A 12,542-nucleotide genomic window follows, 5' to 3' on the forward strand; every position below is an offset into this window, starting at 1 on the left:
CGATGATCATCGGTGGCCGTACCCGTTCCCGAACCCGCCCCCACCAGCAGGATCACGATCTACAGCTGGAGTACTAGAGACGCTGCCGCAGTACCTCGTGCCGCAGGAGGCGGAGGAGTTCGCGGCCTTCCGTGAGGGGCGGCTGGTTCCGTATACAGGCTCCTCCTACGCGGAACGCGTGTCGCGCCAGCGCGCCGAAGGGAAGCGCAACGGTCGGGTGCATATCGTGACGCAGCCGCTCTCTGACTATCTGCGATTCGAGTTCCGGTACTACGGGGTGCATGTCCTGGCCGGCGACGAAATCCGCATCCTCGACGTGACCGACCGACCCAACCCCCTGGAAGGCGTCCAGGACTTCTGGATGTTCGACCTTGCGGAAGTCGTCCTCATGAACTACGAGGCGGACGGCGCGCAAATTAGCCGCGAAGTGTTCGAAGGGGACGTGTCTCCTTTCGTTGAGTACCAGAGGATCGCGGTGGCTGAATCGGTACCCTTCGAGGAGTACGTGAACGGTGGCCATCGAGCCTGAGCAGCTTGGCCAATCCGGACCGGAGTTGGCCGGCCCTGCTGATTTCCCGTTCTCTCAACCGTGATCACTTGACCTCCCGGCCGCAGCCTCGGGAGCATCGAACGCGGTAGGGAGCCAGGGGGACCACCAGGGAGAGGGGATTGGATCATGCAGGTGACCAAACTGATCAGCTCGTGTGACAACAAGGACTGCCCGACGATCTACGCGACCGATCGGGGGACGTTCCTCGTACAGGGCGAGACGCCGACCGACCACGGCCTCAGGATTCCCGCTCACGAAACACTCGTTGAGATCCCCATGGACCTCATCAAGAAGGCCATCGCCGATGGCCTCGTCTAGGACGCTTGGGGACCTCTTCGACTCCTTCGAGCACCAGGCCTTCCGGCTGGAGACCCTGTCCGACTACAGCCGGTCCGGGAGCGTGGACGCCTACGGTGCGTTCCTCGCGGGCCGGCCGCAGCCGGAAGACTACAACGCCGACTGGGTGGCGGAGCTGCGTTCCCACACCAGCGAGGGCAAGCGTGTGTACCGGGTGCACGTTCTTGCCCGCCCCCTCACGGACTACCTTCGCTTCGAGCTGGGGTGGGGCTATCGGAAGAACATGACCGGCGGAGAGGAGTTCTTCATCCTCGACGTGACCGAGGTGCCCAATCCGCTGGAAGGCGTACCGGACTTCTGGCTCTTCGACTCGGTGGACACGGCTGTCATGCGGTACGACGAGCAGGGTGCCTTCCAGGGCGTGGACGTGCTGGCCGCGACCGAGGCGGAGGGGTTCATAGGCTACCGGGACACAGCACTCGCCCACGCCGAGCCCTTCATGGACTGGTGGGCGAAGTACGGCGAGTGAACAAGGCACAGCTTGGGGCCGCGCTGCGGGCCCTGCGAGTGGCGTCCGGCAAGGAAGCCAAAGCGGTGGCCCGTAGCGCACTCATGTCCCCATCGAAGCTGTCCAAGATTGAGAACGCGAACCTTCTGCCCAGCGCCACAGATGTGGAACGCATCCTCACGGCCCTCAGTGTCTCCGACGAAATCAAGGCCGAGTACACCGAAGCGGCCAGAGCGGCAACCACGGAGGCCACCGCTTGGCGGCTTCTCAAGCGAGCCGGTATCCACAAGGGGCAACAGGCAGCCATGGCCCTTGAGGCCCAGATGGACACCCTGCGCCTGTTCCAACCGGCATTGGTCCCCGGACTGCTCCAGACCCCTGAGTACGCCCGCGCGATTCTGCGGCGCCATGAGCTCAGCGAGGACGTGCTCAACCGGACTATCAGCGGGAGGATGGCGCGACAAGCCGTGCTGTTCGACAGCTCAAAGACTCTCCGTTTCGTCGTTACTGAGCCTGTTCTTAGGTGGCGGATCGTCTCGCCGCCCATGATGGCGGCACAGCTTGACCGAATCGTCTCGATGTCGCGTCTATCTCATGTCGATGTCAGGGTAGTTCCATTGGGGGCTCAACATAACGACATCGCGAACCATGCGTTCGTAATCCGTGATGATCGCATGGTCACCGTAGAGACAGTTCACGCCGAGATGGTGGTAACTGACCCGAGGGACGTGGACATATACGTCCGCAAGTTCGAGGGCTTCGAGCGTACTGCGCTGTCGGGCGACGGAATGCGGAGCATGGTCGAGGGCATCCGAGACGAGTTCTTGACGGAACAGGAAACAGGCTAGAAACGCCCTAAGGCCCCGGTCACGATTGGCTGCCGACGCAGTGATCGTGACGTAAAGGGGTGCAGTGATGGTGACCAACCTGGCACGGCGGTCGGCCGTGAAGTTCTTCATGCCTCCTATGCCGCAGGCCCCTGAAACCTGCGCAATCGAGCGCCACGTCACGCGGGGGCACCAATGACCTTGACGTTCCGCGTATCCCGTGATGGCGGCCGTACTTTCGGCGCCGAGGTCGTGTACCCGACGGGCGGGGAGAAGCAGATGGCGCAACCGATGGCGACCGCCGTGTGGCCCCCGTGCGAGTGCGCCAGGTGCCACCAGCCCGTCCCGCCTCCTGGCGAGAGGAGGTGAGCGTATGGCCGATCCCGAGGACAAGTCCGGGGATTCCGGCGGGGATCAGTTCCCGCCTCCGCCCACCGTCTGACCCGAGAGGAGCGAGGCAATGACGATCACGGCTGACAACTCCGTCGCCCTACGGCGCGGGCGGGACCTGGTGAGTCCCGAGCTGTTCGAGAAGCTGTCCGTGTTCTGCGCGGACGAGTACGGGCATGAGCTGTCGATGGCCCGCAGGGTCATGAACGAGGCTCTGGCCTTCCTGTGGGTGGTGGGCACCACCGGCAAGGGCGAGGTGATGGCGCCCAGTGCGGTCGTGGACCCGGGCTGGCATGCGTTCATGCTGCACACCCAGGAGTACGCGGACTGGTGTGCCGCGCAGTTCGGCTACTTCCTGCACCATGCGCCGAACTCCAAGATCCGGACCAGGGGCCTCATGGTCTCCATGGTGGAGGAGATTCGGGCCGCCGGCTTCGACGTGGACATCACGCTGTGGGGTACGACCGCGGACTGCAACTCGCCCGCGTGCTGCGGCGACGGTCCCTGCTGCTGATCCGGTACGAGCGACGGAGTCCGGGCGCGGCCAATGCGCCCGGACTCCGTCCGGAGCAAAGGTACGCACATGGAAGTTGGCGGGGGACTTACCGGCCGGGGCAGGGTCATCGTGTTCGCCCTGTTCGGCGTCGTCTGTGGGTACGCCACCCACTCGCTCGACGAACGGAAGCTCGGGGAGGTTGCCGTAGTCGGCCCCATGACGCCTGGCGTCGCGTGGGATCGTCTGTGGGAGATCGCCCGAAACATGTGCCGTCCGTCCGACGGCGACCGCGAGCACGCCCAATGGGTGATGACGCAGGCCAACCGCTCGTTCATCTGCGGGAGCGACGTCATCGCGAGGTTTCCACAGGGAACTTGGCTGCTCACCGGTGGCAAGCGAGCAAGCCTCGGGGGCTACTGCAACCGCGATCACCTGTGGACCGGGAACCTGGCCGTGGCCGAGGCCACGCCTGACCAGCTGGCCGCCCGTCCGACGCGGTACGAGGTGTGAGTGAGCCCCGGCCGTCCGCCCGGAGGAAGGAGGCGGACGGCCGGGGCGGTTCGGGGGCTGTCACTCCACGATCAGTTCACGATCGTGCGGCCGTGCGCGCGCCCGGAGCGGGCGGCGTTCCGTCGGCAGCGGACCGACCCTCCGGCTCGTCGGTCGCCAGCTCGGCCCACACGAGCTTGCCCGGACCCGACCGATCGGAGACGCCCCACTTCGCGGACAGCGTGTCCACGAGCGGCAGTCCCCAGCCGCCTCCGGCGTCGTCATCAGGTAGCGCCATCAACGGCCGCTGTTCCGAGGCGTCGTGGACCTCGATGCGGAGCCCATCGGGCATCAGGAGGAACCGCGTCTCGATGCTCCTGCCCGGGACCCTCGCGTGCCGCACCGCGTTGGTCAGCAACTCCGAGAGGATGAGCGACGCCGCATCCTCGATGGCGGGCAGCCCCCAGGTGCCCAGCGCCTTGCGTAGTGCGCGCCGAGCCAGCGGGACGCTCTTCGGTCCCCGCCTCCACCGCATCACGATGAGGCAGTCCTGTCGCTCCATCAGGCCACCTCCACGCCGTGGATCAACCGCGGACCCACATCCACACCGTGCACGGACAGCCACAACGCCCGGCGGCGCTGCCTTTGCAGCCGTGTCTGTTCCCTCGTCTCGTGTGCGACGAGGTAGGGGCGGACGAGCCTGCTGTCCTCGCCACGGAGCGTGGGGAAGCGATGGCGAGCGGGCCGTGCCGAGGCTGCGCGGGCGGTAGCCGACTGTGCTGACCGGTACGGTCCTGCGCATCGTCGCCTACGTCCCGTCGGTGGCAGGAGCAGCCGTAAGAACCACGTGGTGAGGTGGACGATAGGGTCACTCATGTTGACGCTCCTTCGAAGCGTTGGCCATGCCCCCGGACCGGTCGCACGGTCGCGGGGGTCCATTTGTTCCAGTGCGACATCACGCACAGCGATGGAGCGTGTGCGCCTTGCTAGATTCAGCATGGCCGTATGCCGCTAATTCGGCAAGTGAAGTCAGGTAGTTGGCACATTTGCCAACTCGATCGAGTTGGTTGGACGACCGTCTGTGCGAGCATGTAGCGGCCTACACCTGGAGCGGGGGAAGCTCAACCAGCAAGCGAGTAAGGGGTATCCGGTCATGGCACCACCCACCGTGCGGCGGCGCAGGCTTGGCCTGGAGCTGCGTCGGCTTCGGGAGCAGGCCAAGCTCACGCTTGAGGACGTGGAGGCCCGCACCGGTCTCAGCGCGTCGAAGCTGTCACGCCTCGAAAGTGCGGCCCGAGGTGCGAGATCGGCTGATGTCGAGCAGTTGCTGCGGCTGTTCGGTGCCGACCAGGCCCTCTCGGAGTTCCTGCTCATGCTCGCCAAGGACGGTAGCCGTCGAGGATGGTGGCAGACCTACGACATTGCCCCCGTGTACGCCGACCTCATCGGTCTGGAGGCCGACGCGTCCTCGGTCAGCAACTTTGAACCACTGCTGATCCCCGGGTTGTTGCAGACGGCGGCGTACGCCCGCGCGGCGATCGGAGCCGTCAGCATGACCGCGACGCCCGAGGAGATCGCCCCGCTTGTGGAAGTGCGCATGGCGCGTCAGTCGGTGCTCACGCGGCCCGACCCGCTCAAGCTGAGGGCGATCGTCCACGAGGCCGCTCTCACCGCACGTGCGCCAGGATCCGGCGTCATGCGGGACCAGTTGCAGCGCCTTCTCGACGTGGCCGATTACCCGAACGTGACGATTCAGGTCCTCCCCGCCAACGCCGAGTTGCACCCTGGCGCGACAGGAGGGTTCGCCGTCCTGGGCTTCGGGCAGCCAGGCATGGATGTCGTGCTGTTGGAGCACCTCAATAGCAGCCTGTACATCGAAGATCCTGCCGACGTGGACGGTTACACCGAAGCGTTCGAGCGGCTTACCGCGTCTGCCCTGCCGTTCGATCAGTCACTGAACCTCATCGCCGACATGAAGAAGGATGCACGCCAGTGAGTGCGATATCCCCGGACGCGTCCGCTCTCCCGGTGGCATGGCGCAAGTCCAGCCACAGCGGGGCCAACAGCAATTGCGTCGAGACGGGCCGATTTCGAGGCGCGACGGTAGTGCGCGACAGCAAGAACCCCACGGGCCCCGCGCTGCACTTCGCGGTCGGTGCGTGGGGTAGCTTCATGAAGGCATTCCGGTCGGCGTCAATGACGTGAGAGGCCCTTCCTGGGCACGGTAATTCGGTGGCCCCGTCGGCGCGCGCTCGCGCACGCTGGGGGCATGTCCGTCGTACCGCCGAAGCATCAGATCCGTGCCCTGTACACCGCGTCCACCGTCACCATGTACCAGGCCTACGACCCCGCCATCGGGCTGCCCGCCGCTCGGGACGGGCGGTTTCCCGCCGCCTGGAAGCGGGAGCGGATGACGTGGGTGAAGCCGTCGTTCCTGTGGATGATGTACCGGTGCGGGTGGGGGCTGAAGGAGGGGCAGCGGACCGTGCTCGCCGTGGAGATTCGGCGTGACGGGTTCGAGTGGGCCCTGCGGCATGCCTGTCTGTCGCACTATGTGCGGGGTGTGCACGTCGATCAGGCCGGCTGGAAGCGGGAGTTGGCGGGCGCGCCCGCACGCGTGCAGTGGGATCCCGAGCGGGATCTGCGGCTCCAGGCCCTGCCGTACCGGTCCCTGCAGCTCGGGCTCTCCGGGGAGGCCACGCGGCGGTACGCCGATGAGTGGATCGTCCGGGTCCGGGACGTCACGCCCCTCGCGCACGAGGTTCATGGGCTCGTGCGCGAGGGGCGGTTCGACCGGGCGGCCGAGCTGTTGCCCGAGGAGGCTCCCTACCCTGCGAGCGGGGAGCTCCTCGGCTAGAAGAGCGAGTGCAGGAGCCTGTTCGGGGAGCCCGACAGGGGGTCCTGGACCTTGTCCGGGGTGGCGTTGTTCACCAGCGCCGTGCTCACCTGGGCCGGGGTGGCCGTCGGGTTCGCCGACAGGTAGAGGGCCGCTACGCCCGCCGTGTGCGGGGCCGCCATCGACGTGCCCGAGATCGTGTTCGTCGCCGTGTCGTTGTCCTTCCACGCCGACGTGATCGAGACGCCCGGGGCGAAGAGGTCCACGCAGGTGCCGTAGTTGGAGAACGACGCCCGCTTGTCCGCCGAGTCCGTCGCCCCGACCGTGATCGCCTCGGGGACACGCGCCGGGGAGTAGTTGCAGGCGCGGGCCGGCAGGCCGAGGAAGTTGCCGTTGCCCGCCGCGACCGCGTACGTGACGCCCGACGCGATCGAGCGCTTCACCGCGTCGTCAAGCGAGGTGTTCGCGCCGCCGCCCAGGCTCATGTTGGCGACCGCCGGCTTGACCGCGTTGGCCGTCACCCAGTCGACGCCCGCGATGACCCCGGCCGTCGTACCGGACCCGTTGCAGTCCAGGACCCGTACCGCCACCAGCTTCGCGCCCTTGGCGACGCCGTACTTCGCGCCGCCGACCGTGCCCGCGACGTGCGTGCCGTGGCCCTGGCAGTCCTGGCCGTTCTGGCCGCCGCCGACCGTGTCCGTGCCCACCGTCGCCCGGCCGCCGAACTCGCTGTGCGAGGTGCGGATCCCGGTGTCGATGATGTACGCGGTGACGTTCGACGCCGTCGTGTTGTACGTGTACGTGGTGGAGAGCGGCAGGTTGCGCTGGTCCACCCGGTCCAGGCCCCAGGTCGCGCCCGGCTGCGTCTCCGTCATCCGCACCGTCGCGTTCTGTTCCACGTACGCCACTCGCGGGTCCGCCGCCAGCGTCGCCGCCTTCGCCTTCGACATGCTCGTCGAGAAGCCCTTGAGGACCTTGCTGTACTCGTGCTTCGGCGTCACGCCCAGGTCCGCGGCGCGCGTCGTGCCGTCCTTGAGGACGACGATCCAGCTGTTGTCGATGGCCAGCGACGCCGGGGCCAGGCGGAGATCCCCCAGGACGGGGGCGCTCTGGGCCGTGGGGGTCGCCACGAACTGGAGGCCGGCTGCCAGCGCCAGAACGGGCACGAGCGCTATAGCGCGGCGGGGTATCCGGGTCATGTGTTGGGGCACCTGAACCTCTCGTTGTCCGGGTTACCGGGAGTACGGGTGGGTGGTGCGCCTCAGAGTCCCGCGTTGTCATGTGGCGTACAAGAGTGCGTTCGCTCCCCTCACCGGTCCTTCACCTCGAACTCCCAGGTCAGCATCGCGAACTCGCCCTCGTCCCGGGCCCCCGCCGACCGATACGTCCGCAGCGCCGCCTCGTTGTCCGTGTCCACGCCCACCCACACGTCGTAGCAGCCCCGCGTCCGCCCCTCCGCCACCAGCGCCTCCGTCAGCGCCCGCCCCACCCCGCGCCGCCGGTACGCCTCGTCCACCGACAGCTCGTACAGGCACAGCTCCACCCCCTTGTCCGGGTGCAGCATCTCGATTCCGGATACGAAACCCGCCGGGAAGCCGTCCTCCGCGTACGAGATCAGCATCAGGTGGCCCGGTGCCGCCAGGAACGCCTCCGCCCACCGCACCCTCGGCGGGCCGTCGTAGAGGTGCCCCGCCGCCAGCAGTTCGGCCACCGTCGTCGCCCGTCGGATCTCCATCCCGGCCCCCTTCGTCTCGCGCCGCGCATACCGCGCCTGGTGTACGGGACGCTACGGCGTACGACTCCAGGAGGCCGCCGATTTCCGCCCGGGGGCAGCCGAGTCGCACAGGCGGCCCGCCTACGCTCGACACATGCCATTCCGACTTCCCCGGTGGGCCGCGGTCACCGCCGCCCTCACCGTGCTCGCGGGCGCCGGTACCTGGACCGCCGTCGCCTCCGACGAACCACCGCCCGTGCACCGCGCGGACCAGATGCTCGACATGCCCGGGGCGCGGATCGACACCTCGTACTTCACCTCGGGACCCGCCTCGGACCGCAGGCCGGCCGTGCTCCTCGGGCACGGCTTCGGCGGCTCCAAGGACGACGTCCGTGCCCAGGCCGAGCAGCTCTCCCGCGACGGCTACGCCGTCCTGACCTGGTCGGCGCGCGGGTTCGGCGCCTCCACCGGGCGGATCGGCCTCAACGACCCCGCCCACGAGGTCAAGGACGTCCAGCGGCTCATCGACTGGCTCGCCAAGCGGTCCGAGGTCCAGCTCGACAAGGCCGGTGACCCGCGCGTCGGGATGGCCGGCGCCTCCTACGGCGGGGCGATCTCGCTGCTCGCCGCCGGGTACGACACCCGCGTCGACGCGATCGCCCCCCAGATCACGTACTGGAACCTCGCCGACGCCCTCTTCCCGAACGGCGTCTTCAAGAAGCTCTGGGCCGGGATCTTCTTCTCCGCCGGCGCGGGGAACGGGAACGGCGCGTGCGGGCGCTTCACCGACGAGCTGTGCGCGATGTACGAGCGCGTCGCCGTCTCCGGACAGCCCGACGCGCCCGCCCGTACGCTCCTCGAAGCCCGTAGCCCCTCCGCCGTCGGCGCCCGCATCAAGGTCCCCACCCTGATCGTCCAGGGGCAGAGCGACTCCCTCTTCCCGCTCACGCACGCCGACGCCATGGCGAAGACGATCGGAGCCAACGGCGCACCCGTCGCCGTCGACTGGATCGCCGGCGGCCATGACGGCGGCGACCGCGAGACCGACCGCGTCGAGGCCCGGATCGGCGACTGGTTCGACCGCCATCTGAAGCAGGACAAGGGCGCCGACACCGGGTCCGCGTTCCGCGTCAGCCGTACCGGCGGAGTCGACTCCACCGACGGCCAGGCGCAGCTGCGCGGCGCGACCGCCGACCGCTACCCGGGGCTGACCGGAGGCCAGGGCTCGAAGCCGCTCTCCGTCGCGCTCGGCGACGGCGGCCGGCCGCAGTCCTTCGCCAACCCCGCCGGGGCCAACCCGCCCGCCATCTCCGCCGTCCCCGGCGTCGGCGGCGGACTCGCCCAGCTCTCCTCGCTCGGCGTCGGTCTCTCCCTCGACTTCCCCGGCCAGTACGCCCGGTTCGACGCGAAGCCGCAGGCCCAGCCGGTACGGATCACGGGCACGCCGACCGTCCGCGTCAAGGTCACCTCGGACAGCCCGGACGGCTCGGCCGTCCTCTTCGGCAAGCTGTACGACGTCGGGCCCGACGGGCGCCAGCAGGTGCTGCCCGCCCAGCTCGTCGCCCCGATCCGCGTCGAGGACGCGGGCAAGGGCCGCAGCCTGGAGCTGACGCTGCCCGCGATCGACCACGAGATCGAGGCCGGTCACCGGCTGCGGCTCGTGCTCTCGGCCACGGACCTCGGCTACGCCTCCCCGGCCGCCCCGGCCGGCTACACCGTCGCCGTCGAGTCCCCGCTGACCGTACCCACGGCGCCCGCCGTGGCCACCCAGGCGGCGGCGCTGCCCTGGTGGGTGTGGGGGCTTCCACTGGCGGGCGCGCTGATCGCCGGCGCGCTGCTGATGACCGGGCGGCGCCGGACCACGGCTCCCGCCCCGGACCCCGAACTCGCCTCCGTACCCCTGCAGATCACCGGTCTGGCGAAGAAGTACGCGAAGTCCTCGGACCGGTATGCCGTACGGGACCTCTCCTTCCGGGTCGAGCAGGGGCAGGTCCTCGGCCTGCTGGGGCCGAACGGCGCCGGAAAGACCACCACCCTGCGCATGCTCATGGGCCTGATCACCCCCGACGACGGGGAGATCCGGGTCTTCGGGCAGGCCATCCGCCCGGGCGCCCCGGTGCTCTCCCGGGTCGGCGCCTTCGTGGAGGGCGCGGGCTTCCTGCCGCACCTCTCCGGGCGGGACAACCTGGACCTGTACTGGCAGGCCACCGGCCGCCCGGCCGAGGACGCCCACATCGAGGAGGCGCTGGAGATCGCCGGCCTCGGCGACGCCCTCGCCCGGGCCGTACGGACGTACTCGCAGGGCATGCGGCAGCGGCTCGCCATCGCCCAGGCCATGCTCGGCATGCCGGATCTGCTGATCCTGGACGAGCCGACCAACGGCCTCGACCCGCCACAGATCCGCGAGATGCGGGACGTGATGATCCGGTACGCGGCCGGCGGCCGGACCGTCATCGTCTCCAGCCACCTTCTGTCGGAGGTCGAGCAGTCCTGCACCCATCTCGTGGTGATGCACCGCGGTCAGCTCGTGCAGGCCGGACCGGTCGGCGAGATCACCGGCGCGGGCGACACCCTGCTGGTGACCCTGGGGGAGACCGTCCCCGACCCGCTGGTGGACAAGATCGGCGCACTGCCCGGGATCGGCTCGGCCGTACGGACCGAGGGCGGGCTGCTCGTCCGGCTCGACGGGGCCGACGCGACGGGCCTGATCGGCGAACTCGTCCGCCTGGACGTGCCCGTGACCGGTGTGGGACCGCACCGGCGCCTTGAGGACGCGTTCCTGACCCTGATCGGAGGAGGATCCGCATGAGCACGACGACCGCTGAACCGGGGGAGCTCGTGGAGACCGCCCCCGGCTACCGGGCGCGGCGCACCCTGCCCCTGCGTGTCGAGGCCGTACGGCAGCTGAAGCGGCGCCGCACCCTGGTGATGGGCGCGGTGCTCGCGGCCCTGCCGTTCATCCTGATCGTCGCCTTCGCGATCGGCGGGGAGCAGGACGCCGACGGCGGCAACGGCCGGATCACGCTGATGGACACGGCGACGGCGTCGGCGGCGAACTTCGCCGCGACCTGTCTCTTCGTCTCGGCCGGCTTCCTCCTCGTGGTGGCGGTGGCTCTGTTCTGCGGGGACACCGTCGCCTCGGAGGCGAGCTGGTCCTCGCTGCGCTATCTGCTCGCGGCACCCGTCCCCCGGGGCCGGCTGCTCTGGTCGAAGCTGGCGGTGGCGCTCGGTTTCAGCGCGGCGGCGATGGTGCTGCTGCCGCTGGTCGCGCTGATCGCGGGCACGTTCGCCTACGGCTGGGGGCCGCTGAAGCTCCCCACCGGCGGCGCTCTGCCCGCCGACGAGACCCTGCCGCGGCTGGCTCTGGCCGTCGCGTTCATCTTCGTCTCCCAACTGGTCACGGCCGGACTCGCGTTCTGGCTCTCCACCCGGACCGACGCCCCGCTGGGCGCCGTCGGCGGAGCGGTCGGTCTGACGATCATCGGCAACGTCCTGGACGCCGTCACGGCGCTCGGCGACTGGCGTGACTTCGTACCGGCGCACTGGCAGTACGCCTGGGTGGACGCGCTCCAGCCGCAGCTGGAGTGGGGCGGGATGGTGAAGGGCACGGCGATCTCGGTGACCTTCGCGGTGATCCTCTTCGCGCTCGCCTTCCGGGGCTTCGCGCGCAAGGACGTCGTGTCGTAGCCACGGGTGTCCCTCTCTTCACAGCCACCCCCTTCGAGCCGCTTCCGCGCCCGCGCGGAAGCGGCTCGTCGTGCCTAGCGCGTGCATCAGCTCGCCGACCCGGCGGCTGTACGTACGGCTCGACATGCCGAGGCGGGCGGCGGCCGTCTCGTCGGTGAGCCCGGCGAGGAGGGCTTCGAGGACCGGGCGGAGCTGTGGGGGGAGCCCGGCCCTCGGGGTCGTCGCGCCGGTCAGCTCCTCGCTCGCGTCCCAACTGGCGTGGTGGGCGCGGACCAGGGCCTGCACGACGACCGGATCGCGGATCAGCAGCACTCCGTTGTAGAGCAGCTCCAGATCGAGCGGGACCGCCGCGACCGTGCGGTCGACGAGGATCATCTTGAACGGGATCGTGTCCGCGAACCGGGCCCGCCCCGGCATCCGGACCGCGCCCGCCACCTGGGGGAGGGCGTGGCGGGGCACGATCCGTCTGACCTCCGGGGCCCGCTCCGCCGCGGCCCGCATGCACGCTCCCGCCAACTCCAGGAACGGCTCGGGGATCGCACGGCCCACGGAGGCCGCCGGGTCGTCGAAGGTCAGCAACTCGTGCCGGGTCGAGGAGGCGAGCCCGGCCAGCGCCGCGCTGATCCGCCGCATACCGCGCACCGGACGCCCCGGCGGCCGCTGGGCCTCCGGCTCGGCCCGGTTCATCGCCGATCGCGCGAGCATCACGGAGCCCGCAGTCTCACCCACCGCTGACCACCCCCGCCCG

Annotated in this window: 15 protein-coding genes; 11 read left to right on the top strand and 4 right to left on the bottom strand. The window is 69.4% G+C overall.

Annotated features, from left to right (window positions below; genetic code table 11):
- The 6 genes from Q5762_RS18160 to Q5762_RS18185 all read left to right on the top strand — a co-directional run.
- On the top strand, window positions 1–529 hold a 529-nt coding region (locus tag Q5762_RS18160), incomplete at its 5' end, for a DUF6879 family protein (protein WP_315893186.1).
- A 147-nt stretch (window positions 530–676) separates the two neighbouring features.
- Window positions 677–868, top strand: a complete 192-nt coding sequence (locus tag Q5762_RS18165; RefSeq protein ID WP_315893187.1) for a hypothetical protein — start codon at window positions 677–679, stop codon at window positions 866–868.
- Window positions 855–1,376 (top strand): DUF6879 family protein, encoded by a 522-nt coding sequence (locus Q5762_RS18170; RefSeq protein WP_315893188.1) that lies wholly within the window; start codon window positions 855–857, stop codon window positions 1,374–1,376. Before Q5762_RS18165 ends, Q5762_RS18170 begins: the two co-directional genes overlap by 14 nt.
- Complete coding sequence (locus Q5762_RS18175) at window positions 1,373–2,203, top strand: helix-turn-helix transcriptional regulator (RefSeq protein ID WP_315893189.1); 831 nt, start codon at window positions 1,373–1,375, stop codon at window positions 2,201–2,203. Before Q5762_RS18170 ends, Q5762_RS18175 begins: the two co-directional genes overlap by 4 nt.
- Before the next feature lie 439 nt (window positions 2,204–2,642).
- Window positions 2,643–3,086: a hypothetical protein gene (locus tag Q5762_RS18180; protein ID WP_315893190.1), complete on the top strand. Its 444-nt coding sequence runs from the start codon at window positions 2,643–2,645 to the stop codon at window positions 3,084–3,086.
- A gap of 111 nt (window positions 3,087–3,197) precedes the next feature.
- Window positions 3,198–3,578, top strand: a complete 381-nt coding sequence (locus Q5762_RS18185; RefSeq protein WP_315893191.1) for a hypothetical protein — start codon at window positions 3,198–3,200, stop codon at window positions 3,576–3,578.
- Window positions 3,579–3,654: 76 nt separating this feature from the next.
- Here Q5762_RS18185 and Q5762_RS18190 read toward each other — a convergent pair whose 3' ends face one another.
- Window positions 3,655–4,119: an ATP-binding protein gene (locus Q5762_RS18190; RefSeq protein ID WP_315893192.1), complete on the bottom strand. Its 465-nt coding sequence runs from the start codon at window positions 4,117–4,119 to the stop codon at window positions 3,655–3,657.
- A gap of 591 nt (window positions 4,120–4,710) precedes the next feature.
- On the opposite strand from Q5762_RS18190, the gene Q5762_RS18195 reads away from it, so the two are divergent.
- The 3 genes from Q5762_RS18195 to Q5762_RS18205 all read left to right on the top strand — a co-directional run bounded on the left by Q5762_RS18195 (window position 4,711) and on the right by Q5762_RS18205 (window position 6,414).
- Complete coding sequence (locus Q5762_RS18195) at window positions 4,711–5,553, top strand: helix-turn-helix transcriptional regulator (RefSeq protein ID WP_315893193.1); 843 nt, start codon at window positions 4,711–4,713, stop codon at window positions 5,551–5,553.
- A gap of 32 nt (window positions 5,554–5,585) precedes the next feature.
- Entirely contained in the window at window positions 5,586–5,762 is a 177-nt protein-coding gene (locus Q5762_RS18200) for a DUF397 domain-containing protein (RefSeq protein WP_315893194.1), read from the top strand.
- Window positions 5,763–5,826: 64 nt separating this feature from the next.
- Window positions 5,827–6,414, top strand: a complete 588-nt coding sequence (locus Q5762_RS18205) for a DUF4291 domain-containing protein (RefSeq protein WP_315893195.1) — start codon at window positions 5,827–5,829, stop codon at window positions 6,412–6,414.
- Here the strand turns inward: Q5762_RS18205 and Q5762_RS18210 are convergent.
- Window positions 6,411–7,592 carry a S8 family peptidase gene (locus Q5762_RS18210; protein WP_315893196.1) on the bottom strand — a complete coding sequence of 394 codons (1,182 nt, stop codon included), beginning with the start codon at window positions 7,590–7,592 and terminating at the stop codon, window positions 6,411–6,413. The two genes, Q5762_RS18205 and Q5762_RS18210, sit on opposite strands and share 4 nt — an antisense overlap.
- Window positions 7,593–7,702: 110 nt before the next feature.
- Complete coding sequence (locus Q5762_RS18215) at window positions 7,703–8,128, bottom strand: GNAT family N-acetyltransferase (protein ID WP_315893197.1); 426 nt, start codon at window positions 8,126–8,128, stop codon at window positions 7,703–7,705.
- A 133-nt stretch (window positions 8,129–8,261) separates the two neighbouring features.
- On the opposite strand from Q5762_RS18215, the gene Q5762_RS18220 reads away from it, so the two are divergent.
- Together Q5762_RS18220 and Q5762_RS18225 are read left to right on the top strand one after the other, a co-directional pair.
- Window positions 8,262–10,916, top strand: coding sequence for an alpha/beta fold hydrolase (locus Q5762_RS18220; protein WP_315893198.1), 2,655 nt, complete (start codon window positions 8,262–8,264; stop codon window positions 10,914–10,916).
- Complete coding sequence (locus Q5762_RS18225; protein WP_315893199.1) at window positions 10,913–11,794, top strand: ABC transporter permease; 882 nt, start codon at window positions 10,913–10,915, stop codon at window positions 11,792–11,794. The genes Q5762_RS18220 and Q5762_RS18225 overlap by 4 nt, the downstream gene beginning before the upstream one ends.
- 18 nt (window positions 11,795–11,812) lie before the next feature.
- Here the strand turns inward: Q5762_RS18225 and Q5762_RS18230 are convergent, their stop codons facing one another.
- Window positions 11,813–12,523 (bottom strand): DNA-binding response regulator, encoded by a 711-nt coding sequence (locus Q5762_RS18230; RefSeq protein ID WP_315893200.1) that lies wholly within the window; start codon window positions 12,521–12,523, stop codon window positions 11,813–11,815.
- Window positions 12,524–12,542: the final 19 nt, after the last annotated feature.

The organism is Streptomyces sp. P9(2023), assembly GCF_032436795.1.
Classification (GTDB): Bacteria; Actinomycetota; Actinomycetes; order Streptomycetales; family Streptomycetaceae; genus Streptomyces.

Excerpts from the sequence above, each read along its gene's own strand:
- Q5762_RS18215 (WP_315893197.1), bottom strand. The coding sequence starts at position 8,128 with ATGGAGATCCGACGGGCGACGACGGTGGCCGAACTGCTGGCGGCGGGG.
- Q5762_RS18195 (WP_315893193.1), top strand. The coding sequence starts at position 4,711 with ATGGCACCACCCACCGTGCGGCGGCGCAGGCTTGGCCTGGAGCTGCGT.
- Q5762_RS18190 (WP_315893192.1), bottom strand. The coding sequence starts at position 4,119 with ATGGAGCGACAGGACTGCCTCATCGTGATGCGGTGGAGGCGGGGACCG.
- Q5762_RS18180 (WP_315893190.1), top strand. The coding sequence starts at position 2,643 with ATGACGATCACGGCTGACAACTCCGTCGCCCTACGGCGCGGGCGGGAC.
- Q5762_RS18210 (WP_315893196.1), bottom strand. The coding sequence starts at position 7,592 with ATGACCCGGATACCCCGCCGCGCTATAGCGCTCGTGCCCGTTCTGGCG.
- Q5762_RS18220 (WP_315893198.1), top strand. The coding sequence starts at position 8,262 with ATGCCATTCCGACTTCCCCGGTGGGCCGCGGTCACCGCCGCCCTCACC.
- Q5762_RS18170 (WP_315893188.1), top strand. The coding sequence starts at position 855 with ATGGCCTCGTCTAGGACGCTTGGGGACCTCTTCGACTCCTTCGAGCAC.
- Q5762_RS18225 (WP_315893199.1), top strand. The coding sequence starts at position 10,913 with ATGAGCACGACGACCGCTGAACCGGGGGAGCTCGTGGAGACCGCCCCC.
- Q5762_RS18205 (WP_315893195.1), top strand. The coding sequence starts at position 5,827 with ATGTCCGTCGTACCGCCGAAGCATCAGATCCGTGCCCTGTACACCGCG.
- Q5762_RS18165 (WP_315893187.1), top strand. The coding sequence starts at position 677 with ATGCAGGTGACCAAACTGATCAGCTCGTGTGACAACAAGGACTGCCCG.